This window comes from Clostridium magnum DSM 2767 (genome assembly GCF_001623875.1).
In the GTDB taxonomy this organism is placed as follows: Bacteria; Bacillota; Clostridia; order Clostridiales; family Clostridiaceae; genus Clostridium_AM; species Clostridium_AM magnum.
On record NZ_LWAE01000003.1, the window covers coordinates 384,529 to 406,474 of the forward strand.

General features: G+C 30.9%; 24 protein-coding genes and 3 pseudogenes. 7 read left to right on the forward strand and 20 right to left on the reverse strand.

What is annotated here, in order from left to right:
- Positions 1–18: 18 nt before the first annotated feature.
- Positions 19–1,107, reverse strand: a complete 1,089-nt coding sequence (locus CLMAG_RS15175) for an ABC transporter substrate-binding protein (protein ID WP_066624097.1) — start codon at positions 1,105–1,107, stop codon at positions 19–21.
- Positions 1,108–1,729: 622 nt separating this feature from the next.
- On the opposite strand from CLMAG_RS15175, the pseudogene CLMAG_RS15180 reads away from it, so the two are divergent.
- From CLMAG_RS15180 to CLMAG_RS15190, 3 genes and pseudogenes are all read left to right on the forward strand, one after another.
- Positions 1,730–2,475: pseudogene (locus tag CLMAG_RS15180) on the forward strand (ABC transporter substrate-binding protein).
- A gap of 21 nt (positions 2,476–2,496) precedes the next feature.
- Positions 2,497–3,171, forward strand: a complete 675-nt coding sequence (locus tag CLMAG_RS15185) for a GTP-binding protein (protein ID WP_066624100.1) — start codon at positions 2,497–2,499, stop codon at positions 3,169–3,171.
- 20 nt (positions 3,172–3,191) lie between these two features.
- Positions 3,192–4,229, forward strand: a complete 1,038-nt coding sequence (locus tag CLMAG_RS15190; protein WP_066624102.1) for an ATP-binding cassette domain-containing protein — start codon at positions 3,192–3,194, stop codon at positions 4,227–4,229.
- A gap of 219 nt (positions 4,230–4,448) precedes the next feature.
- Here CLMAG_RS15190 and CLMAG_RS15195 read toward each other — a convergent pair whose 3' ends face one another.
- The 10 genes and pseudogenes from CLMAG_RS15195 to CLMAG_RS30835 all read right to left on the reverse strand — a co-directional run bounded on the left by CLMAG_RS15195 (position 4,449) and on the right by CLMAG_RS30835 (position 10,240).
- Positions 4,449–4,895 carry a DUF134 domain-containing protein gene (locus CLMAG_RS15195; RefSeq protein ID WP_066624104.1) on the reverse strand — a complete coding sequence of 149 codons (447 nt, stop codon included), beginning with the start codon at positions 4,893–4,895 and terminating at the stop codon, positions 4,449–4,451.
- Positions 4,879–5,337, reverse strand: a complete 459-nt coding sequence (locus CLMAG_RS15200) for a Fur family transcriptional regulator (protein ID WP_066624107.1) — start codon at positions 5,335–5,337, stop codon at positions 4,879–4,881. Before CLMAG_RS15200 ends, CLMAG_RS15195 begins: the two co-directional genes overlap by 17 nt.
- 16 nt (positions 5,338–5,353) lie before the next feature.
- Positions 5,354–5,710: a NifB/NifX family molybdenum-iron cluster-binding protein gene (locus CLMAG_RS15205; protein ID WP_066624110.1), complete on the reverse strand. Its 357-nt coding sequence runs from the start codon at positions 5,708–5,710 to the stop codon at positions 5,354–5,356.
- A gap of 38 nt (positions 5,711–5,748) precedes the next feature.
- Complete coding sequence (locus CLMAG_RS15210; protein ID WP_066624113.1) at positions 5,749–6,108, reverse strand: C-GCAxxG-C-C family (seleno)protein; 360 nt, start codon at positions 6,106–6,108, stop codon at positions 5,749–5,751.
- 26 nt (positions 6,109–6,134) lie between these two features.
- Positions 6,135–7,043, reverse strand: a complete 909-nt coding sequence (locus tag CLMAG_RS15215; protein WP_066624115.1) for an ATP-binding protein — start codon at positions 7,041–7,043, stop codon at positions 6,135–6,137.
- Positions 7,034–7,863 (reverse strand): annotated as a pseudogene (locus tag CLMAG_RS15220) (P-loop NTPase). The gene CLMAG_RS15215 and the pseudogene CLMAG_RS15220 overlap by 10 nt, the downstream one beginning before the upstream one ends.
- Before the next feature lie 20 nt (positions 7,864–7,883).
- A complete protein-coding gene (locus tag CLMAG_RS15225) occupies positions 7,884–8,249 on the reverse strand; it encodes a NifB/NifX family molybdenum-iron cluster-binding protein (RefSeq protein WP_066624118.1) in 366 nt (121 codons plus the stop codon).
- Positions 8,250–9,086 carry an Mrp/NBP35 family ATP-binding protein gene (locus CLMAG_RS15230; RefSeq protein ID WP_066624121.1) on the reverse strand — a complete coding sequence of 279 codons (837 nt, stop codon included), beginning with the start codon at positions 9,084–9,086 and terminating at the stop codon, positions 8,250–8,252.
- 159 nt (positions 9,087–9,245) lie between these two features.
- The gene (locus CLMAG_RS15235; RefSeq protein WP_066624129.1) at positions 9,246–10,085 is read right to left on the reverse strand and encodes an MBL fold metallo-hydrolase; all 840 of its coding nucleotides are present in this window, start codon (positions 10,083–10,085) and stop codon (positions 9,246–9,248) included.
- Positions 10,082–10,240 (reverse strand): iron-sulfur cluster assembly scaffold protein, encoded by a 159-nt coding sequence (locus CLMAG_RS30835; RefSeq protein WP_082831950.1) that lies wholly within the window; start codon positions 10,238–10,240, stop codon positions 10,082–10,084. Before CLMAG_RS30835 ends, CLMAG_RS15235 begins: the two co-directional genes overlap by 4 nt.
- A 368-nt stretch (positions 10,241–10,608) precedes the next feature.
- On the opposite strand from CLMAG_RS30835, the gene modD reads away from it, so the two are divergent.
- A complete protein-coding gene (gene modD / locus CLMAG_RS15240; protein WP_066624131.1) occupies positions 10,609–11,451 on the forward strand; it encodes a ModD protein in 843 nt (280 codons plus the stop codon).
- 86 nt (positions 11,452–11,537) lie between these two features.
- On the opposite strand, the gene CLMAG_RS15245 is transcribed toward modD, so the two are convergent.
- The 3 genes and pseudogenes from CLMAG_RS15245 to CLMAG_RS15255 all read right to left on the reverse strand — a co-directional run.
- Positions 11,538–12,305 (reverse strand): TIGR03943 family putative permease subunit, encoded by a 768-nt coding sequence (locus tag CLMAG_RS15245; protein ID WP_066624133.1) that lies wholly within the window; start codon positions 12,303–12,305, stop codon positions 11,538–11,540.
- Positions 12,302–13,426: a permease gene (locus CLMAG_RS15250; RefSeq protein WP_242873042.1), complete on the reverse strand. Its 1,125-nt coding sequence runs from the start codon at positions 13,424–13,426 to the stop codon at positions 12,302–12,304. The genes CLMAG_RS15245 and CLMAG_RS15250 overlap by 4 nt, the downstream gene beginning before the upstream one ends.
- A gap of 226 nt (positions 13,427–13,652) precedes the next feature.
- Positions 13,653–13,886, reverse strand: a pseudogene (locus CLMAG_RS15255) (metal ABC transporter solute-binding protein, Zn/Mn family); the annotation flags it as partial.
- 48 nt (positions 13,887–13,934) lie between these two features.
- On the opposite strand from CLMAG_RS15255, the gene CLMAG_RS15260 reads away from it, so the two are divergent.
- Positions 13,935–14,759 (forward strand): permease, encoded by an 825-nt coding sequence (locus CLMAG_RS15260; RefSeq protein WP_242873061.1) that lies wholly within the window; start codon positions 13,935–13,937, stop codon positions 14,757–14,759.
- 1 nt (position 14,760) lies between these two features.
- Positions 14,761–15,531: a TIGR03943 family putative permease subunit gene (locus CLMAG_RS15265; protein ID WP_066624137.1), complete on the forward strand. Its 771-nt coding sequence runs from the start codon at positions 14,761–14,763 to the stop codon at positions 15,529–15,531.
- Positions 15,532–15,616: 85 nt separating this feature from the next.
- Here the strand turns inward: CLMAG_RS15265 and CLMAG_RS15270 are convergent, their stop codons facing one another.
- The 6 genes from CLMAG_RS15270 to CLMAG_RS15295 all read right to left on the reverse strand — a co-directional run bounded on the left by CLMAG_RS15270 (position 15,617) and on the right by CLMAG_RS15295 (position 19,746).
- Positions 15,617–16,441, reverse strand: a complete 825-nt coding sequence (locus CLMAG_RS15270) for an Mrp/NBP35 family ATP-binding protein (RefSeq protein WP_066624139.1) — start codon at positions 16,439–16,441, stop codon at positions 15,617–15,619.
- A gap of 99 nt (positions 16,442–16,540) precedes the next feature.
- Positions 16,541–17,353, reverse strand: coding sequence for a class I SAM-dependent methyltransferase (locus CLMAG_RS15275; protein ID WP_066624142.1), 813 nt, complete (start codon positions 17,351–17,353; stop codon positions 16,541–16,543).
- A 2-nt stretch (positions 17,354–17,355) separates the two neighbouring features.
- Positions 17,356–17,880: an FmdE family protein gene (locus CLMAG_RS15280; protein WP_066624145.1), complete on the reverse strand. Its 525-nt coding sequence runs from the start codon at positions 17,878–17,880 to the stop codon at positions 17,356–17,358.
- Between the two features lie 81 nt (positions 17,881–17,961).
- Complete coding sequence (arsM, locus tag CLMAG_RS15285) at positions 17,962–18,756, reverse strand: arsenite methyltransferase (RefSeq protein WP_423231077.1); 795 nt, start codon at positions 18,754–18,756, stop codon at positions 17,962–17,964.
- Positions 18,757–18,759: 3 nt separating this feature from the next.
- Entirely contained in the window at positions 18,760–19,020 is a 261-nt protein-coding gene (locus tag CLMAG_RS15290) for an ArsR/SmtB family transcription factor (RefSeq protein ID WP_066624147.1), read from the reverse strand.
- A gap of 231 nt (positions 19,021–19,251) precedes the next feature.
- Positions 19,252–19,746 carry a DUF6803 family protein gene (locus CLMAG_RS15295; RefSeq protein ID WP_066624149.1) on the reverse strand — a complete coding sequence of 165 codons (495 nt, stop codon included), beginning with the start codon at positions 19,744–19,746 and terminating at the stop codon, positions 19,252–19,254.
- Positions 19,747–20,128: 382 nt separating this feature from the next.
- Here CLMAG_RS15295 and CLMAG_RS15300 point away from each other — a divergent pair, with 382 nt between their 5' ends.
- Complete coding sequence (locus CLMAG_RS15300; protein WP_066624153.1) at positions 20,129–21,943, forward strand: urease accessory protein UreH domain-containing protein; 1,815 nt, start codon at positions 20,129–20,131, stop codon at positions 21,941–21,943.
- Positions 21,944–21,946 lie beyond the last annotated feature (3 nt).

Here is a 21,946-nt window from a genome sequence, read left to right on the forward strand (position 1 = left end):
GTCTATAACCCTATATAGCTATTTTATAGGCGGATCATCATTTATAATTTTATTAGCCTCTTCCTCCGAAAGGTCATAGTTTAGAAAGGTTTTATAAAAATGTCTTGTTTCTTTAACTATATCTATATTACGAAATTTATCTGGATATAAAGTTTTTGCAGACCACTGTATTTGCAAAGCTTCTTCTGCACTGTATCTATCCCAATAAAAAGCTCCATCTGGATTAAAATATACTTTTCCTGCTTTAACAGCGCTTACTTGCTGCCAGTTTGGATCTTTTAACAATGTGTCCATAATTTTTTTCCCATTGTTTATCTTCATTAAAGTATTGCTGCTCAATATTACAACGTCTGGATTCCACTTTAACATCTGCTCCATAGATATTTGTTTATTGTTTCCTTTTACTTCACCAGCAGCATTTACCCCACCGGCTGTTTCTATCCATGCATTAATTATTGTATTGCTTCCATCTACTGTAAGTGGTGAAAGTGATGTTACATGAAGCACCTTAGGTCTTTGCTCCTTTGGTATTTTAGAGGTTACATCAGTTATCATATTGAGTTTGTTGTCTAAATAAGATATGTATTCTTCTGCCCTTTTCTTTCCCTCATCTCCAAGAATATCCCCTGTAAGTTTAAAACATTCTTTTAAACCTTTAAAATCAGTAAAATTTAATTGGACAGTCGAAATACCTAAATCTGATATTTTATTTGCACTTTTATCATTTAAAGGCGTAAATACAATGTCTGGTTTTACTTTTACAAGTTCCTCTGTATTCACAGTATCTGTACTAAATACTGTAACTGCCTTGTTCATTTGAGGATTTACCTTATATAACCAAGGTCTTGCTTTTTCTGTGAGAATGGTGGCAACTACCTTATCTCCCGCTCCTAACATAGCTAGTACCTCATTATGAGCCTGCCAAGCATCTCCTATTCTATTAATATTTAAAGGTACTTCTACTTTTTTTCCTGCTGCATCAGTAATTGTTTTTGTCTGCGGCTTTTTTTCTTCTGTTTTTTGTGAGTTTGTATTGTTACTGCATCCAGCTAATAAAAAAATAATTGCAGAAATAGCAATAGCTATACATCTTAATCTTCTTTTCATAATTACACATCCTTTAACTAAAAATTACATTCGATTACATATTGTCATGTTTCACCATGTTATGTTATACTCATTTTAACAAGAATATACTGAAAATTCAACCATTCATCTTCTGTTTATTAGTTTTTATCGATATTTCTCGAAAACCAATGTTAATTTTTAAAAAAAATATATTGAAATTTATAATTTTAGCATTATAATATACTTAATATTAACAATTCACTACTTTTCTAACAAAACTCAAAACAACTAAACACCATATCGAAAAATAATTTTTATCACGTTTCATTACGTTATATACCAATTATCATTTTTTAAAAAATAAAATAGATTAAACAAAGGGAGGTTATTATTTATGTATGAAACTTTAGAAAATTTACTTATGACTGAGGAAAATGATTTAAAGAATTTAAATTTTTTAGGTTTGACAAGCTGTCCTATGAGACAACTTTTTAGAGAAAGTATTGAAAACACCTTACAAAAATGTAAAGAGGAAACAAATATAAATTTAAAATGTTATATTCCTTCTGGCTGTCATGGTAATGACGATGTTGAACAGCTATTAAATAGTAAAACCATCGATGAGTTTCCAGACATTTTTTCAGCTTTAGGCTTTAAAGATATGTTTAATAATAACTTTGTAAAAAATCTTGTAAATAAAGGTTTCTTTAAATCAACACAGGATAAAAACATAAATAAAGAATTTTTAGAGGCAGGCTGTTTAGATCCAGAAGGTATCTATACTATGTATTCTGTATCGCCAGTTTTAATGGTTATTGACAATAAAAAATTAGGAGATCTTCCTTTACCTAAAGCTTGGACTGATCTATTAAATCCTATTTACAAAAACAACATAATAGTAGGAGGATCAGAGGATGAAATATATGGTGATCAAATACATTACTTCTATAAAGAATTTGGGGATGAGGGTATAGAAACCCTTGGCAAAAATATTAAAGATGCTTGGCATCCAGTTAAAATGTCAAAAACTGCTGGTACGTCAAATTCAGAAGGCGCTGCAATTTATGTTATGCCATTATTCTTTGCAAAATCATGCCCAAAACAAGAGAATGTTTCAATTGTTTGGCCTGAAGATGGTGCACTTATATGCCCTGTTTGTATTATTTCAAAAGAATCAAAATTGAAAGAAACAGATGTATTGATAAATTTTTAACCAGTTCTGAATTCGGAACAAACTGTGCTAGTAATTATTATCCTGCACTTAATCCTAATGTGGACAACCATCTTCCTAAAAACGCAAAATTTAAGTGGTTGGGCTGGGATTATATAAGAACAAATAATATCGAAGAACTCAGGTTAAAGGCAAATAAAATATTTTTTAAGGCATGGAAGGGACATACAAAATAAATTATAGCGAGTGTGATTTATATGAAATTAATTACTGTATCTGGCCCCCCTTCATCAGGTAAAACCTCTGTAATTTTAAAGATGATTGAAAACTTAAAAGCTACTGGTTTAAATATAGGTGTTCTTAAATTTGACTGTTTATACACCTATGATGATGTACTATATGAAAAAATAAAAATACCTGTAAAAATGGGATTATCCGGAAACCTTTGTCCTGATCATTTCTTTGTAACTAATATTGAAGAATGTGTAAATTGGGGAATTGAAACTGGCTTAGATATACTAATAAGTGAGAGTGCAGGTCTTTGCAACAGATGTTCACCTCATATAAAGGGTGTTTTAGCTCTTTGTGTTATCGACAACTTATCTGGTGTTGATACTCCTAAAAAAATAGGGCCAATGCTTAAGTTTGCTGATATAGTTGTGGTAACTAAAGGTGATATAGTATCACAAGCAGAAAGGGAGGTTTTTTCTTTCAAAATACGTCAAGCAAATCCAAAGGTTAAAATAATCTTTGTGAACGGTATTACAGGTCAGGGTATATTTAGCTTATGTAGAAATCTCAATAGTGGACTTTCAATAAAAGAAATAACTAACAGCCGTTTAAGATTTACAATGCCCTCTGCTGTCTGCTCATATTGTCTTGGAGAAACAAGAATAGGAAATAATTATCAGAGCGGATATGTAAAAAAATAGCGCTTTAAGGTGGAATATCAATGCATAATAATTTAGATAATTGTATAGAAACAATGCCCCTATACAAAGTAATTGAAAAATATCCTTATATACAAGAGTTCTTTCTTACTTTAGGAATTAAAAATTTAAATATAAATAGTTCAATAAATCAATTAATTAGCAATTTTACAGATACCAATCTACAAGACTTGGGTATTAGTAGAGAAAAAATTTTAAATAACTTTATACTATTTATAGAAAATTTCAACAAACTCACTAAGGAAAATGAAAATAAGATTGCATCCGTAACTATAGTGGGAGGTTATAATAAACTTGGAGAGAAGGAAAATACAAAGCTTATACTAAAGCCAGGAGAAATAGTTTCTATTGTGGGACCTACAGGTTCTGGTAAAAGCAGACTTTTAGGAGATATAGAATGTTTGGCGCAAAAAGACACTCCTTCTAAAAGACAAATACTTATTAATGGAAAAACCCCAGATGAAGACCAGAGATTTTCTGTAGAAAACAATCTCATTGCACAGTTATCTCAAAATATGAATTTTGTCATGGATGTAACTGTCTCGGAGTTTATTACCATGCATGCAGAAAGTAGAATGATTAATAACATTGAGAAAACTGTAAAGTTAATACTTCAGTGTGCAAATGAACTTGCTGGTGAAGTATTTTCAAATACCGTCCCCATTACACAACTTAGCGGTGGACAGTCAAGAGCTCTTATGATTGCTGACACAGCATTGCTTAGTAAGTCTCCAATTGTCTTAATAGATGAAATTGAAAACGCAGGAGTAGACAGAAAAAAAGCACTGGAATTACTAGTAAAAAAAGAGAAGATAGTTCTAATGTCTACCCATGATCCTATTTTAGCTCTTATGGGAGATAAAAGAATTGTAATAAAGAATGGTGGAATTGATAAAATAATTCAAACAGATAATGTTGAAAAAATAAACTTAGAAGTATTAAGCAAATTTGACAATAAAATTCTTAACTTGAGAAACATGTTAAGGACTGGTAAAAAGATTGATTTTGATATTAATCATTATTTATCTGATAAATCTTAAATTTAAAGATCTATGAGATGAATTAAAATTAAATATGACCCCTTTTATTTTTTATAGGGAACTTACATAGATTTGTGGAAACACAATCTATGTAAGTTCCTTTTAAGCAATAAAAATACTTGATCTTTTACTTTTTTCTAACAACAACAATAATAGCTGTAGAAAACACTATAGAATCTCCCGTTTTAATTTAGAAGTATTTTTGTTCTCAATTATATACTATGTTAAGTTTTCTCCATTACACCAGCGTCCACAAAATCCAGCTTTTTTACTACACATCACTCTTTGAGAACCACAATTAGGACAAGTTAATTTATCCTGCTCATAATTTATTTCATAAACTTCTCCACAATCTATGCACTTAAACTTACAGTGATTTGTAGTATAATATCCTCCGCTAATTCTTATAGCCTTTCCTTCTGTTAGTGCTATGGCAACCTTTTTTCTGGCAACATCAATTATATTTTGAAAGGTTTGGCGGGATACTTGCATTTTTTCAGCACACTCTTCTTGATTTAATTCTTCTATATCCTTAAGCCTCATTGCCTCAAGTTCTTCCACCTTTAAAACTATTTCTTCAATTTCACATTTAGGTTTTCCCCATGGTACAAAATAGTTATCCTCTGGGAAAAACTCAACTCTTCTAAACTTAGTTGGTCTTGGCATTTTCATCCTCCCTGCATTTAGTACATAAGCCAATTAACATTATGTTGGCATCAGATACAATTAAATTATTTTCCTTCTCAATTTTATTATTTAACCTTAAATAATCTAACGCTAAAGAATTATTATCTATATCTATTATACTATTACATTTTATACATTTAAAATGTATATGCAAGGGTTTTCCACTAAAAATCTTCATTTCATAATAGTTTACACTATTTATACTTATTTCTTTTATTATATTTAGCTCATTAAACATTTTCAAACTTCGATAAACTGTAGCAAGACCAACTGAATAATTTTTAACCTTTTTATATATTTCTTCAGCATTTAGATGGATACTGGATTCAATTATAGCTTTTAATACCCATTGTTTTTGGATTGTAAACTTGTAACCCTTACTCTCAATTATTTTCTTAAAATAAATCAAATCCCTATCCATCTAATTCTCCTTAATATTAATCTTCACAATGACCTTCATGTTGATGTTCTCTGCAAATACTGCCTGTTGATCTTAATTCACCTTTTATATATCGCTGTAACAAATCATCACAAACACCACTTGCTCCAACAACTACTTCTATTCCATTTTCGTTAAATAGCTGTTGTGCTGCTTCTCCCATGCCACCTGCAATAATTACATTAGCTCCTAACTCCTTTAAAAATACTGGTAAAAATCCTGGTCTATGTCCTGGGTTTTGCACAAAATCTTTATTTAAAACTTTTCCTTCCTCAACTTCATAAGTAGCAAAACCTTCACAGTGACCAAAATGCCCACTTACTAATTTTCCATCACTTGCAATTGATATTATCATTTTACATTCCTCCAATATATTAGTGTTTTTATATTTTTTTATTTTACATACTCTTCCACAACTTTGTAAGCATACTCTATAATTTCATTGCAGGATACTCCTTGTTTCTTTAACTCTTTGCACTCAAAGGTTCCATATTTTTCAGCAATTTTACTCATAACTTCTTTGGCTAAACTCTTGGAATTATTTTGCTCTTTGCTTGTTTCTCTTCCCTTTACTGCCCCTAAAACCACAAGTGCTCCTGAAATTGCACCACATGTGCTTCCAACGGTCATGCCTGCTCCAAAGGGACTTGCTACTGAAACAGGTATATTTAATTTTTTCTCTTCATTTATAGTCTTTACTATTGACTCTGCACAATTGTAACCTTCTTTATAAATTTCTAATACTTTACTCATTAAACTTCCCCCATCCATACTAATTTTTAGTAGATAACAGTTTTTATATTATTCCACATATTTTCTATAGCTTTTTTTGCAGGACTATCAGCATAATTAGTTATTGGCTTTAATTGATTAATTGACTCCATAACGGTGTCATCATAAGGTATTTTTCCTACTACTTTAAAGTCTTCTTCATTACAGAAATTTTCAATTTCCTTTGCCACTTCTTCATTAATGTCATACTTGTTAATACATACTAGCGTAAGAACTCCAAAATGCTGACAAAGAGCCATTACTCTCATAAAATCTTCCATACCTGATTTTGTAGGTTCTGTAACTATAAGTACTAAATCACAACCTGTTACAGAAGAAATTACAGAACATCCTATGCCTGGTGATCCATCAATTACAGTTAGTTCAGTTTCTTTTTTAAACATGCCTTTAATCTGTTTTAACAATGGCGGGTTAATATCCTCAGTTTCTTTTTTCTTAAATTCCTTACTATTTTTTCTAAGAGCACTAATGAGTTTTCCTGATCCTTCACTGCCAATCTCCATTTTTGCTCTAGACAATATTCCCTTTGAAGTTTTTGTTATAAATACATCTGCACTTTTTTCCTCTAGTAATTTAACAGCCTTTTCAGTACAAACATAAACACAGGCTCCACAGCCTTCACATTTATAAACATTTATTTCGTTATCCTTTATAGCATTAAAATTGCAGTATTTTTCGCATATTCCACACTGCGTACAAAGAGTTTTGTCTATTACAGCTTTTTTACCTCCATAGAAGTCATCCTGCTTTAAGTCTTCTCCTTTATAAAACAGATAAAAATTAGGAGCATCCACATCACAATCTACCATTATAGCTTCTTTGGCAAGTTCTGATAAAGCAACAGCAACTGTAGTTTTTCCTGTTCCTCCTTTTCCACTTAATACTACTAATTCCACAGTGATGCCTCCTTTACGCTTTTAGCAATATTCTCAAAAAAGCTTCTATATTCCTTATTTTCTATAAGCATTTCTCCTGTTGAATACTGTTTTGCAATGTCTCTTCTATAAGGTAAATAACCTAGTAGAGGAATATTTTCTTCTCTACAATATTTAGTTATTATATTTTCATCACTTGTATTTTTGTTAATTACTATACCCATAGGTATATTGAACTTTCTAACAAGCTCCACTGCCATTTTTAAATCATGGAGTCCAAATTCTGAAGGTTCCGTTACAAGTATAGCTAAATCTACATTCTGAAGTGTGTTAACCACATTACAAGAGGTTCCTGGTGAACAATCCAATATATTAGTACCACTATTCATATCCTTTAAAAGCTCTTTAATAATAGGTACTGCCATTGGCTCTCCTATATTTAATACCCCTCTCCTGCACTGAACATCATCTTTATTTCCTTCCTCAATAACTCCAATAGCTCTTTTTTCATATTCTATTGCTTCATGCTTACATACAATTTTGCAAAGACCACAGCTGTGACATAATTTTTCAAAAAGAATTATACATTCCTTTACCCTTGCTAAAGCATTGAATTGGCAAACACCAGCACAGTCCCACAATGAGTACATTTAGCATAATCAATAAAAGGATTCTCAACTTCCACTTCTTTTTTATTAATATCTGAGGGCTTTAAAAATATAAATCCATTTGGTTCCTCTACATCACAGTCAATATAATTTGCATTTAAAACTAGTGCAAGATTGGTAGAAACTGTAGTTTTTCCTGTTCCCCCTTTTCCACTTAGTACTGCAATATTCAAGCTCTATTCCTCCTCATTTACTAATGGCCCATTGCATTATGTGCTGGACCTGCAATTGTTATTTCTTGCAATTCACTATTTTTAAATTTTTCTAAAGCATTATTTATAGAGATATTCCCACATTTATATGCTCTAATATCTGATTTTTCAATAATTTTAAAAGCATTTGGTCCAAGACTTCCTGTAATTATTACGTTTACATTTTCATCTACTAATTGCTGTGAGGCTGCTATTCCTGCTCCACCATCCGAGGATTGACCTTTATTCTCAACGACTTTAACTTCTCCACTTTCACTATCATGAATTTGAAAATAATCACATCTTCCAAATCTCATATCCAGTAAGCTGTAAATATCCTTTCCAGTTGCAGATATTGCAATTTTCATTTACTTTTCCTCCTTTATCTCTTTTAAAATATTTTTTACTATTGAATTAGATAATTCATCTAAAATTTCGCTTGAATCTTGATAACCATGACTTGCTAAGTTACCGATTGTACTTATCATTGGCAATTCACCAAGGAGTTGTAAATTACTTTCTTTCAAGAACTCATCTACATTTTCCCCATTAAATAGCCTTATTTTCTTACTACAGTCAGGACAGACTATGTAACTCATATTTTCTACAACACCTAAAATTTTGATATCCATTTTTTTTGCCATATTTATAGCCTTTGAAACTATCATTGAAACTAAATCCTGCGGCACAGATACCATAACAAGACCATTAATAGGAATAGACTGCATTGCAGTTAAAGCTACATCCCCTGTTCCAGGTGGCATATCAATTATCAAATAATCTAAAGTTTGCCATAATACATCAGTCCAAAATTGCTTAACCACTCCTGCAATCATCGGCCCTCTCCATATTACTGGTTCGTTTTCATTTTCAATTAACAAGTTTAATGACATAACCTTTATTCCATCTTCTGTTTCTACCGGAAACATATACGTATCACTAACCTCTACCTTTTTATCCTTTACTCCAAGTAGTCTCGGTACACTAGGTCCTGTTATATCTGCATCTAGAACTCCAACTTTATATCCTAACTGTCTTAATTGTTTAGCAATCATAACTGATATTGTGGATTTTCCAACTCCACCTTTACCACTCATAACTCCTATAACATTTTTAATACAATTCATTGGATTATTTTCTATCATGCATTTCTCTTTATCTTTGCTGCATGAATCATTTGTTGGACATGAATTACAACTTGACATGATTTTCACTCCCCTTAATTATAATTGGCATTTGCTAATTACATATTACACCAACTTTTTATTATTGTCAAATGCCAATTACATAAAAATAGAACGCCTTTAGAAAATTTATATTTTTGTAAATTTCCTAAAAGCGTTTCTCTCCAAATAATCATAATTTTATTTTACATTTATTATATTTCCAGTATTATTATGAATAAAGCTACCCTTAAATTTCTCTTTAAACTCTTTTACCGCATTTTCTCCTGTACAGTGAGACATTCCTAAAATCCTGATCTGCTTATCTGTTAAAAAGTTAATTGTACTATTTAATCTTAACTCATCGGCTTCAATCAAATGAGTTCCTCCAAAAATTCCGTAGATTGGCATATTTGTTCTTTTTAATATTGTTTCTAATATATTTACTAATCCTACATGAGAACAGCCTAGTACAACAAATAAGTAACCGTTTAATTTTATTGCCAATACAATTTCATCTAAAAAAGTATCAATATTATATTCATCAACTTGTTTTACAAAAAAGTTTTCATTAAGTTTTTCAAAACTATTTTTTCTTTCAATATTAGAAAATATCATTATATCTTCATTAATACTAAATATGTCTTCATTAATATATTTTATAGGAATACTATTAAGCTTAATAAATTCTTCTTCAAAAGGATTACCATTATACTTATATCTATCTTTTCCTAACAATTTATGTTTAGCATTAAAGAATTTTTCTCCCACAATTAACTTAAAAGAGCTTCCTATCTTTCCCACAAGCTTTTCAAAACCACCACTATGGTCATAATGGCCATGACTTAATATAACATAATCTAATCTACTTAAATCAACCTTTAATCTTTCTGCATTTTTAATAAAATCTCCACTTTTACCTGTATCAAATAAAATTTTAACTTCATCAACTTCTATATATAAAGATAGTCCATGTTCATTAATTAATTCTTTATTATCTCCTTGACTATTCTCTATAAGTGTTGTTATTTTTAGGCTCACTTAACCACCACCACATATTCTCTAAATCTACTTAAATAATCTCCACAGCCCCCCTCTCCAATAACTCCTTGTCCATTTGCATTATTTATTACCCCTGAATTTCTTGGGCACACAAAATGATCCATAACTGTATCTGTATAATTTTCTGCAAACATATATTTCACCCCTATTCCTATTTTTACCAAATTATTAGAATTTACTGATTACATATTATACGAATTAAATATTGTTGTCAAATGCCAATAAACACACAAAATTATGTTGCAATTTACGTTATTACTTTTTATAATGTATTTAACAGCACAAAAACGAATGATCCATATAAATTATAGATTTTATAATACGTTTTGATACTTTTCGTAATTTTATCCGATGACTACACGCTCTAATACTCCCTCTTCCAAAAAATTACGTTGCGAGCGGCTACGTCTGGATTCGTTCAACTAAGAATCAGGTGGAGTTGAAACTCCATCTGATTCAAGTTTTACTTCATCAAAATAGATATCACTAGGAGGTTTTACAAATGTATATTTCCAATGAAACCATTGATAGATTTATCAAAGAAGATGTTCCATACATAGATTTAACTACTTTAGTTCTAGAAATTGGTGGACAAAAGGGTAAAATACAGTTTTTTTCAAGAGAGAATGCTGTTTTATGTGGTACAGAAGAGGTTGCACGGATATTTAATAAATTAAATATAAACGTAACTAAAAGCTGTGCTTCTGGCAGCCTAATAAAGAAAAACGAAATTTTTCTTGAAGGTGAAGGAAGTGCCGAAAGCTTACATATAGCATGGAAGACCTGCCAGAATATTTTAGATTATAGTTCAGGTATTGCTACAAAAACAAAGAACTTAGTAGATAAGATAGCTGCTATAAATCCAAATATTTCTGTTATTACTACAAGAAAAAACATACCTGGAACAAAGGAATTAGCAATAAAAGCAGTGATAGCTGGCGGTGGATTTCCTCATAGATTAGGGTTATCAGAAACTATATTAATTTTTAAACAGCATTTAAACTTTTTAGGCGGCATTGATGGGTTGACAGAAATACTAAATAAAGTTAAATCTAAAACCTGCGAAAAAAAAGTAATAGTTGAAGTGGAAGATTTAGAAACAGCAATAGATCTTTCTAAAAAAGGTGTAGATGGTCTTCAATTCGATAAAATTCCCTTTAATACATTAAAGAGAAATGTAGATATTATTAGAGATATTAATCCTTCCATAGCTATTTTAGCTGCTGGAGGCATTAATGAAAATAATATTGAGGATTATGCAAAAACAGGAATTGATGCTATTGTAACAACTTCAGTATATTATGCTAAGCCTATAGATGTAGGCTGTAAAATTGAACCATTTTAATGTTAAGAGGTATGCTAAACATTAAATAAGCATACCTTTTTATCTTATAACTCTTCTTAAATTAAATAATAGTTATAAAACATATCCTATTCTGGATATACATATTGATTTTTAGGTTGCTCAGCAGGTTCTACTTTTTCAACGCTTATAATCGGTTTAATATTTTTTTCACCATCAATATTACAAGTTTCTAACTTAATTATTCCTGTAATCTTAACCCATTCATTATTTTTCAGTATGGAAGCCTTCAACCAATCACAGGATAGTCCTACAACTTCTGTATCAGCAGCACAGCAAACCATCATCAATCTTGCAACTAAAAACTCATTTTTTAAATTTGGGTCATCTCTATATATAAAACCTATAATAGTTACTCTTCTACCTTCGTATTTATTTGGATCATTATAACAAATATCATCTGTTATATGGGTAAAATTCTTTCCATCAATAAATAAAGTACTATCCTTTAATGAATCATTTGCTGAACTTTTCTTTTGGATTTTAGAAGTATCGTTCTTAGGTTGTTTTGTTGAAACATTTGATATTACTGTTATCCCTCGTTTTGTGGCAACTTCACTATTCAATCCCTGTGGGTTTATATAAACACCAAGAAACAGTGGAACTAAAAATATACAAAAGGAAATCTTCCTTTTACTATTTTCTGTAGATAGAGAGAGTCTTCTAAATTGAAAAATAGACAGCAGAAGAAAAATAGTAAAAGATAAGTAGACACACTTTACCATTCTTGGATTAAGAAAAAGATAGATTTTACCAGTAGATAGCAGATTAAAAACATAACAGGTAAAACCTATAAGTATCAGAAACCATTTAAATTCACTTTTATTAAGCTTCATAATACTAATCCTCCTTTAAAAGCTAGTAAATTTGCTAGTTCTCCTATAATAAAGCAAACTAGAAAAATCACAAAAACAAGTCTTATTACAAATTTAGTTTTAAAAGTTCCACTTAGCATAAGTGTATTCTTTATGTCTATCATTGGTCCAAATATAAGAAATGCTATTATAGATCCTGTTGTAAACTGACCCACAAATGTTCTTGCTATAAATGCATCTGTTTCAGAACACACTGCCAATAAAAATGCTAAGCATATCATGACAAGTACTGAATATGTCTTATGGTGTCCAACTAATGCAATATATTTCTCTGATATAAAGGTTTGCATAATTGCAGATAAAAAAGAGCCAACAATTAAAAATTTCCCAACGTCATGTAACTCTATAGTAGTATGATCAAGTACTTCTATGATTGTTGACTTAATATTATGCTTTTTTCCTATATTATGATGTAAATGTCCACATCCACAATTTTTATGGTGGTCCTCATGATGTTCATGATGAGGCTTGAAATGGAAATTCACTCTCTTTTCAGCTTTAAATATAGAATTTTTTTCTTCCAAATTGCCAATTATATTACCAATTATCATAGCTCCGATAATACCTAAACCTGCACGTACAATAACCATGTAAATGCTGTTTGAAAAAGCGTAGTAAGTGGAAACAAGTACTACAGGATTTATTATAGGTACTGAAAGCATAAATGTAATACCTATATGTAACGGTAGTCCCTTCTTAATTAATCTTCTTGCAACAGGTACAATTGCACAATCACATATAGGAAATACTAATCCTATTAAGGCAGCGCATATTAATCCTAATAACCTATTTTTAGGAATTATTCTCCCCAAGGTTTCTTCTGTTACAAATATCTGAATTATAGATGACAATATTGTTCCAATCATTATAAATGGAATTGCTTCTAAGACTATGCTTAAAAAAATTGTAGAAAAACCTTGCAATACTTTATTTGGGGCTAAGAAACTGAGTTTAATATTAGAATAGGAAAAATGTAATGGAGCTACTAGTAACGGAATACTTAAATATAGAATAGCTAAAAATGGCAGAAATATAGTTGCTATTAAAAACTTTTTAGCTACCCCATTCTTTTCAACTATCAATTGTTCTTCACCTCTTATCATTATGTGTATTTAATTATTGATATTTATATTAAATACAGAGTAGAACAAGTTTAAATAATATAAATTGTTAAATTAACGTAAAATATATGCTGTTCCTAGCTTAGGAAACACTGTAAAGTTACTTCTACTCTCAAATATAAAAAGTACTTTGGTATATGTCTTTTCTTACCAGAGTACTTTTCATAAAGATATCTAAATTTAGTTTCTACCTTAAACTATTATATATTAATTCTAAATTATCCTTCATACTTTGAATATAATCTTTATTATCTTCCTTACTTTCAACAGTATATATCTTTTCTACTTTTGCCCCAACCTCTTTAGCAACGGTCTCTGAAACCTTTGGACTTACCATGTCCTCTACAAATATGGTTTTTATTTTATTTTCCTTACAGTATTTGATTAATTCCTCCATCTTTTTAGTTGTTGGTTCACCTTCAGTTCACTTATTTCATCATTTATTCAAATATTTATTTCAGAAGAAACTATATTAAAAATAATGCCTAAAAATAAAATTATAGGTTTATTTTTTGCAGCACTTGCTGGCCTAGTTTTTCCAGTATGTGATTGTGCAATAATCCCTGTAACTAGAAGACTTATAAAAAAAGGAGTTCCTACAGGCATAGCTATTGCCTTTATGCTTTCTGTACCTATAGTAAATCCAATAGTGCTAATTTCAACTTACTATGCATTTGCAGGAAAACTATACATACTGATTTCAAGATTAATATGCGGAGTTATAGGTGCAGTCCTTATAGGATACCTAATAGATTTGCTACATACAGGAAAGGTATTAAAGTATAGCATTCAAGTAAATAGTTGTGTTTGTAGTTGCACTGGACATCATGATTATAATCATAATAAAGTGAAGCATAAACTTCATTTTTTATCTGATACAATCTATCATACAAGTTCTGAGACATATGATACAGGTAAGCTTTTTATTATAGGTGCTCTTATATCAGCCTTTGTTCAAACCTATATACCAAAAAAATATATACTTTCTATCGGACAGGGTGAAGTCTACTCTATATTAACTATGTTTGTTTTAGCTTACTTATTATGTATTTGTTCTCAAACAGACGCCTTCATTGCCAGAACTTTCCTTGGGCAATTTACTGTAGGCTCTATAATTGGATTTTTAATCCTTGGCCCAATGCTTGATATAAAAAATACATTGATGCTAACCGGAACATTTAACAGAAGATTTACAATAAAGCTTATTTTTCTCATAGTCTCCATATGCTTTGTTATGGCTGTATTTGCAAATTACATAATTCCTCTTAGCTTAAAAATTTGGGGAGGTATTTAAATTGACTACTAATAAAAAAATTAATTTTAACATAGGTGAATTTACCTGGTTTATACTGCTTCTTGCAATTTCATTCTATTTCTATAAATTAGTTTCTTCAGGAAATGTAACTATGTTTATATCTCCTAGTATGAGTAAATATGTTCTGTTCGCTTCTATAGCTCTCTTAATTCTTGGAATTTTTCAATTACCTAAAATAATAAATACCCCAAACGGTAAGGCAAAGTTTGGTTACTTAATATTTGCCATTCCAATAATCATTGGCATTTTGGTTGATCCAGTTGGATTAAATCAACAAATAGCAGACGCAAAAGGCGTTAATGTAGTACAAAATACTTCTCAAACAAATGCGAAAGCAATTAAAGAAAACTCTACTATTACTAAAAATAATGAAATTATTTTAAATGAAAAAAACTTTTTTACTTATGTTAATGGAATCAATGATGATCCAAACAAATTTAAAGATTATAGGATAACGTTAACAGGTTTTGTTTATAAAGATGATAGTATAAAACATAATCAATTTGTTATTGCCAGAATGCTTATGGTATATTGTGCAGCAGATACACAAATAATTGGATTTTTATGTAATTACGACGGGCAAAACCTAGATAAAGATACTTGGGTACAAATAACAGGAGTACTTGATACTACAAACTATACTGATAGTAGTTCAAAAGAAAATTTTTTAATTCCATTAATAAAAGTACAAAGTATTAAAAAGGTAAATCCTCCTGCTTCTAAATATGTTTATATTAATAATACTGATTAATATAAAATATCCATAGCCAACTGTAATCCACTATTTAATAGACCTACAAGTTGGTTATGGATATGTGTAATTACAATTTAGTTCTCTATAGTCTTTCCAAAATATTTTTTACAATCGGATTAAATAATTCATCTATACTTTCACCTGAATTTTCATAACCCTGGCTTGCTATATTACATATTGTGCTTACCATTGGTAATTCGCCAAGAAGTTGCAAATCACTTTCTCTTAAGAATTGACCTACATTTTCTCCATTAAATAATCTTATCTTTTTATCACAATCTGGACAAACTATGTAACTCATATTTTCTACAACACCTAAAACTCTTATATCCATTTTTTTTGCCATATTTATAGCCTTTGAAACAATCATTGAAACTAAATCCTGTGGTATGGATACCATAACAATCCCATTGATAGGAATGGACTGCATTACAGTTAAAGCTACATCTCCTGTTCCTGGAGGCATATCGATTACTAGGTAATCCAAATTCCCCCATAATACATCAGTCCAAAATTGTTTAACAATTCCAGAGATAGCCGGGCCTCTCCATATTACAGGTTGATTCTCATCTTCAATTAATAAATTCAATGATATAACTCTTATTTGATCTTCTGTCTCTATTGGAATTATACACTGTTCGGTAGCTCCTGCTTTTTTATCTTTTATTCCAAGCAATCTTGGTACACTAGGTCCTGTTATATCAGCATCTAAGACCCCTACCTTATACCCTAGCTTTCTCAATTGTTTTGCAAGCATAACTGATACTGTGGATTTTCCAACTCCACCTTTACCACTCATAACCCCTATAACATTTTTAATGTTATTCATTGGATTATTTTCTATCATGCATTTTTCTTTATCTTTACCGCATGAATCATTTGATGGACATGAATTGCAACTTGACATAATTTTCACTCCTTTATAATAATTGTCACTAACTAATTACATATTACACCAACTTAAAGTTATGGTCAAATGCCAATAATGAATATATAATTTGATCTATTACTGATATTTTTTCCAGTAAAGCCATGCCACTTTAGAGGTTGTTTTTTCCTGTACTATACCTCCTACGGCTTCCCTTTCTAAGTAATTCTTAATAACAACCTTATCTTCTTCTGTTAAACTTTTTTTACCTCCAAAATAAATCAAAAACTCTTCATAAAATTTATCTACTGATTTGGATCTTATCCAATTAGAATCCTTGTAGTTTATCTTTGGATAGTACCCCATATCCCATAGGAGATTAAAAATACGATATACTTTGTTTCTACGAAGATTTCTATTATCATAGCCTAGAATCACTTTAGAAATTTCATCCTTTATACTATCCTTTCTTTCTGCAAAACCGCTTAAAAAAAATAGATTTCTACCACAGTTAATCATTTTCATAAGATCTTCGTGACTATCTATTGCGGGAGTCATAGAGGCAAAAACCAAATCAAAGTTTTCCTTCCACTTAAACTCTTCCAAATTTAGTTCTGACCAAATTTTTTTTACAAAAGTTATATTCCTCCTATTCTTCTCCTTTGAATTTTTCTCAGCATAATCTAACATATTTTCAGAGATATCTGTACCAGTAACATGTTCAGATATCTCTGAAAACTGTATTGAATAAAATCCTGTGCCGCAACCTATATCTAATACATTTTTAAGTTTCCTATCTTGCCCTAGCTCAATAAAATCTAATATATCGGAAAAATCACTTTTTTCTTTCTTCTGTATATCTTTTTTATTGTACTCTTCAGCTCTCTCATCCCAAAACCTTTCTTCTAAGGCGTAATTTTTTTTTGAATTACTGCAATATTCCACATCCATAATTAGATACCTCTAGAATGTTCCTTAAAACAATCTCCACATACCTTTTTACTATCCATTATTCTAATCTTATTTTCAGCAGTGCTTTCTCCACAGACTTCACAGACTATTTTTTTAAATAGTCTAGCTTTTTCAGGAACATTGAAATTTGGTTTTTTAAAGTCAAATAACTCATCACAGGATGCATTAAGAATATATTCCTTAAACTTTTCTCTATCACCAGTCCTGTTCAGTGACTTTAAAACCACCCTTAAAGCTTCACCATTTTTTCTATTAAAAAATGAAAAAGCCATCTTTCCAGCATCTTTACATATCAAATTGCCTTTTCCCGTAGAACAGCCCGTTATAACCTGTATTGCATCAACACAACAGGCATCATTTTCAGTTACACAAACAATTTCTTCATCCTTTGAAAAGGATAATTCCATTTTTTCTTTAGCAGCCTCGCTAGCTTTATAGCCTATTGCTAATCCTGGACATTCATGTCTGTGAAACTCTACACACTTTTCCCATAATTCTTTATTCATGATATTTCCCCCCAGTTAAAATTTTTCACCCAACATTATTGCAACAACTTAAGAATATTTTGTCATTGAAGACTGCCGTCTTTATTCTTTTCTTCCTTTTATAGAGGCTGACATAATATATTCTCCAACTTTTAAGTTATGTCCCCACTTTTCAGCATACTCCTTTGAAACTTCATGGGTTTCAATGCTTATTTTACTAAAACCTGCTTTTTCTAAATAGTCTCTTAGTTCTTCAACTGAAGATGCTCCAGTTACTCATCCACAATAGAGCTTTTCATCCTGCTTCATCTCCTCCGTTAACGCTTTCATAAGAACTATATCAGAGATAGCAATCCTACCACCTTTTTTTAACACTCTGTATATTTCATTATATACCCTTTGTTTATTAGGGGATAAATTAATAACACAATTAGATATAACTACATTTGCAGTACTATCTGCCACTGGGAGATTTTCTATTTCACCTAGTCTAAACTCAACATTATTATACCTATTTTTTCCAGCTAGTACTCTTGACTTGCTAATCATTTCTGGAGTCATATCAACTCCAATAACATATCCCCTATCTCCAACTTTTTTTGAGGCTAAAAAACAGTCAAAACCTCCACCACTTCCAAGATCTATAACCGTTTCTCCTTCTTCAATAGCTGCTATCAATTGGGGATTTCCACAACCAAGTCCCATATTAGCCTCTTTTGGTACCGTTGATAGTTCCTCATCTGAGTATCCTATTTTTCTTGATATCTCTTCAGCAGAATTTTTTAATATACCTTCTGTGCCACAACAGCTATTGTTTTTTCCAACTGCGATTTTTTTGTAGCTGTCACGAACAACATTTCGAATGTCTATTTTCCTTAGATCTCTCAAATTTTTCACCCCTTAATCTATTTCTTCAATCATCGAAATGATATCCAAAACCTTATTATTAGCAATACTGTAATACATCCACATTCCTTCTTTTCTTGAGTTTAGTATACCAGCTTCTTTTAGTATCCTAAGATGCTGAGATAGATTAGATTGACTAAAGTCAACATCTTCATTTAATTTACATACGCAAAGTTCTCCTTTAGCTAGCTTCTTAATTATCTTCAGTCTTAAAGGATGAGCTAACGCTTTAAATATTTTAGCTTGTTTTTCCATAAAGCCTCCTGATTGCAAAAATTACAATATAAGCAAATAGTAATATACTTATTTATTTCTGTCAACTTAATTGGTATTATACTCTATAGTTGCTGTTTCTAAACAAAACCTATTAAATGTATAAACCTTACACAAATAAAAAAACTGTAATAGATTTAAGCATTGCAACTCAAAATCTATCACAGTTTATCTATCCGATGACTACCCGATCTGATTCAAGTTTCCACTTCATTACATTTTCATGTGATCCATATCTGACATATCATTTATTATTGAAGGGTCAACCATACCGAATATCATAGCGATATGTGCTACAATTAAAAAAATACTGATAAGAATAAAGTGAATCTTCATTTTCTCATCATCAGACTTATTCTTGAATATAATGCCAAGTTCCATTAGTGCAATTGGAAGTAATGCAATAACTCCACTTAAATAGAAGCCAACTGCCACCTGATCTACCCATGTATGCCATCCACCACTTTGAGTCAATGGAATAACAGCATTATTGAATAGATATACAAAAATTCCTGTAAAATAAAAACCAGCAAATATACCAACAATCTTATTTAGAGTTCTTAACCCACCAGACTTAATTTTATTAAAGATAATAAAAAATTCTGTAATAGTAAGAAATTCCGCGCACACTACAGGAATTACCATAAATATAATTAGATTCCAAGGCTGATTTTCAGCTAATAATGACATATAATGTGTCATGTTCATATTAATCTCCTCCCAAAAAATTATTTTCCCTTATTATACCAACTAGTTATGAAGATTTTATGTAGATACTATATAAATTTTAGGTAACATTATGAGTTTCCACTAAGAACCAGTTGGGATTTCATTTTCCACGTGGCTCTTAATTAAATGGTGGACCCCCCACTGGTAATGTATATCTTTGAGAAGATAGAATTGTTAAAGCGGGCAGTCATGGAATATTTTAATATTTTTTCTCCACATCTTCATAAATTCTACATAACTATTATGTATATTGTTATTATCAAATATTCTTATTCGATAGCTACGGCCTTAGATATACCTTAAAAGTGGTCATATCTTTAGAATTATTAAATTGAAGGATAATATATAATGGGGTGAATATATGAGTATAAAAAATATAAGACTAAAAGTATACAATATGACTTGTACATCTTGTGAGAAAACCATAGAAAGAACATTAAAAAAGTTAGTTGGTGTTTTTAATGTGAAAGCTAACTATAGTGGTCAATTTGTAGAAATAGAATATGATTCTGATCTTTGCAGTTTGGCAGAGATAAAAAGTGTTATAAATAATGCTGGATATAGCACTCAGAACTCCTCTAATTTTGGACTTGCCGGCATATTAATGATAGCAGTTGCAATTATCCTTATAGGTAATTCAACTGGTGGATTTGATATGAACAATATGCTTAAAGGAGCAACTTACTTTGTGCTCTTTGTAGTTGGAGTTCTTACTTCTATACATTGCGTAGGAATGTGCGGTGGGATAATGCTCTCCCAAAGTTTGTCAAATGAAAATACTAATAAATTTGCAGCAATAAAACCTGCACTTCTTTATAATGTAGGAAGAGTAATATCATATACAGTTCTAGGTGCTATTGTTGGGGCTTTAGGGTCTGTACTATCACTATCTATAAAAACTCAAGCTGCTCTTCAAATATTTGCTGGTTTATTTATGATTATTATGGGCTTTAATATGGCTGGTTTTTCTCTATTTAGAAAGCTGCAAATTAAACTCCCTTGGTCCTTTTGCTCTATAAAGAATAAACCTAAAACTCCATTTATGGTTGGAATTTTAAATGGTTTAATGCCTTGTGGACCTCTTCAAACTATGCAGCTATATGCTCTTGGTACAGGCAGCGCTGCTAAAGGTGCTCTTTCTATGTTTATATTTGCACTAGGAACAGTACCTTTAATGTTAACTTTTGGTGCAGTTTCAGGACTACTCAGCAAAGGATATACTAAAAAAATTCTAAAGTTTAGTGGAGTTCTTGTAATTGTTCTAGGATTTATAATGGGTAATAGAGGTTTATCTTTAGCTGGTATAAATTTTGTACCTCCAATGGCCTCACTGTTATCAGGTAACAGTCAATCTCTTGCTGCTTCTGGATCTAACAGTACAAAAGCTGTTTTAAAAGACGGAGTTCAAGTAATAAATATGACTGCAGATGGAAATGGATATAGTCCTAATGTACTATATGTAAAGAAAGGTATTCCTGTTAAGTGGATAATAGATGGAAAACAAATAACCTCATGCAACAATGCAATTGTAGTACCTTCATTAAATATAAAGAAACAATTGGATAACGGTGAAAATGTAATAGAATTCACACCAGAAGATAAGGACCTAAACTTCAGCTGCTGGATGGGTATGATAAGAGGTGTAATTCGAGTAGTAGATGACCTAGATTCTGTTGACACATCCAAGGTAGATCCATCAGCTCCTCCTGCGGGCGGTGGCGGTTGCTGCGGCGGTCCAGTGCCACCTAGCAGTAATTCATCAACTACTCCACAAACTCCAAGCATATATGGAAGCGATTTAAGCACAGTATCAACTGAAACAATAGTTAACACTGCAATGGTAATTGGCAAAAATCAAAGTGCCACAATCAAGGGTATTGGTTATGAGTTCAAACCTCTTATAGTTGTAGTAAATAAAGATATTAAAACTAAACTAACCTTTGACCTAACTTCCTTTGATAACCCAGATGGAAAATTCGAATTAGTATCAGCCAAAACTGCTGACACCTTTAAATCTTTTGATGGGAAAAAAGGAGTTGTTGATTTAGATATTACCTTTAGCGAACTTGGCGGCTATGGAATCGTAAAGGATGGTAGAATTCTAGGCATTATAGAAGTTGTTGATGACATCAAAAATGCTGATTTAGAAAAGATTAGACAAACATATACTCAATAATTA

Coding starts and splice junctions, on each gene's coding strand:
- CLMAG_RS15175 (WP_066624097.1), bottom strand. CDS start 1,107: ATGAAAAGAAGATTAAGATGTATAGCTATTGCTATTTCTGCAATTATT.
- CLMAG_RS15185 (WP_066624100.1), top strand. CDS start 2,497: ATGAAATTAATTACTGTATCTGGCCCCCCTTCATCAGGTAAAACCTCT.
- CLMAG_RS15190 (WP_066624102.1), top strand. CDS start 3,192: ATGCATAATAATTTAGATAATTGTATAGAAACAATGCCCCTATACAAA.
- CLMAG_RS15195 (WP_066624104.1), bottom strand. CDS start 4,895: ATGCCAAGACCAACTAAGTTTAGAAGAGTTGAGTTTTTCCCAGAGGAT.
- CLMAG_RS15200 (WP_066624107.1), bottom strand. CDS start 5,337: ATGGATAGGGATTTGATTTATTTTAAGAAAATAATTGAGAGTAAGGGT.
- CLMAG_RS15205 (WP_066624110.1), bottom strand. CDS start 5,710: ATGATAATATCAATTGCAAGTGATGGAAAATTAGTAAGTGGGCATTTT.
- CLMAG_RS15210 (WP_066624113.1), bottom strand. CDS start 6,108: ATGAGTAAAGTATTAGAAATTTATAAAGAAGGTTACAATTGTGCAGAG.
- CLMAG_RS15225 (WP_066624118.1), bottom strand. CDS start 8,249: ATGAAAATTGCAATATCTGCAACTGGAAAGGATATTTACAGCTTACTG.
- CLMAG_RS15230 (WP_066624121.1), bottom strand. CDS start 9,086: ATGTCAAGTTGTAATTCATGTCCAACAAATGATTCATGCAGCAAAGAT.
- CLMAG_RS30835 (WP_082831950.1), bottom strand. CDS start 10,240: ATGTTTGCAGAAAATTATACAGATACAGTTATGGATCATTTTGTGTGC.
- modD (WP_066624131.1), top strand. CDS start 10,609: ATGTATATTTCCAATGAAACCATTGATAGATTTATCAAAGAAGATGTT.
- CLMAG_RS15245 (WP_066624133.1), bottom strand. CDS start 12,305: ATGAAGCTTAATAAAAGTGAATTTAAATGGTTTCTGATACTTATAGGT.
- CLMAG_RS15270 (WP_066624139.1), bottom strand. CDS start 16,441: ATGTCAAGTTGCAATTCATGTCCATCAAATGATTCATGCGGTAAAGAT.
- CLMAG_RS15275 (WP_066624142.1), bottom strand. CDS start 17,353: ATGGATGTGGAATATTGCAGTAATTCAAAAAAAAATTACGCCTTAGAA.
- CLMAG_RS15280 (WP_066624145.1), bottom strand. CDS start 17,880: ATGAATAAAGAATTATGGGAAAAGTGTGTAGAGTTTCACAGACATGAA.
- CLMAG_RS15290 (WP_066624147.1), bottom strand. CDS start 19,020: ATGGAAAAACAAGCTAAAATATTTAAAGCGTTAGCTCATCCTTTAAGA.
- CLMAG_RS15295 (WP_066624149.1), bottom strand. CDS start 19,746: ATGAACATGACACATTATATGTCATTATTAGCTGAAAATCAGCCTTGG.
- CLMAG_RS15300 (WP_066624153.1), top strand. CDS start 20,129: ATGAGTATAAAAAATATAAGACTAAAAGTATACAATATGACTTGTACA.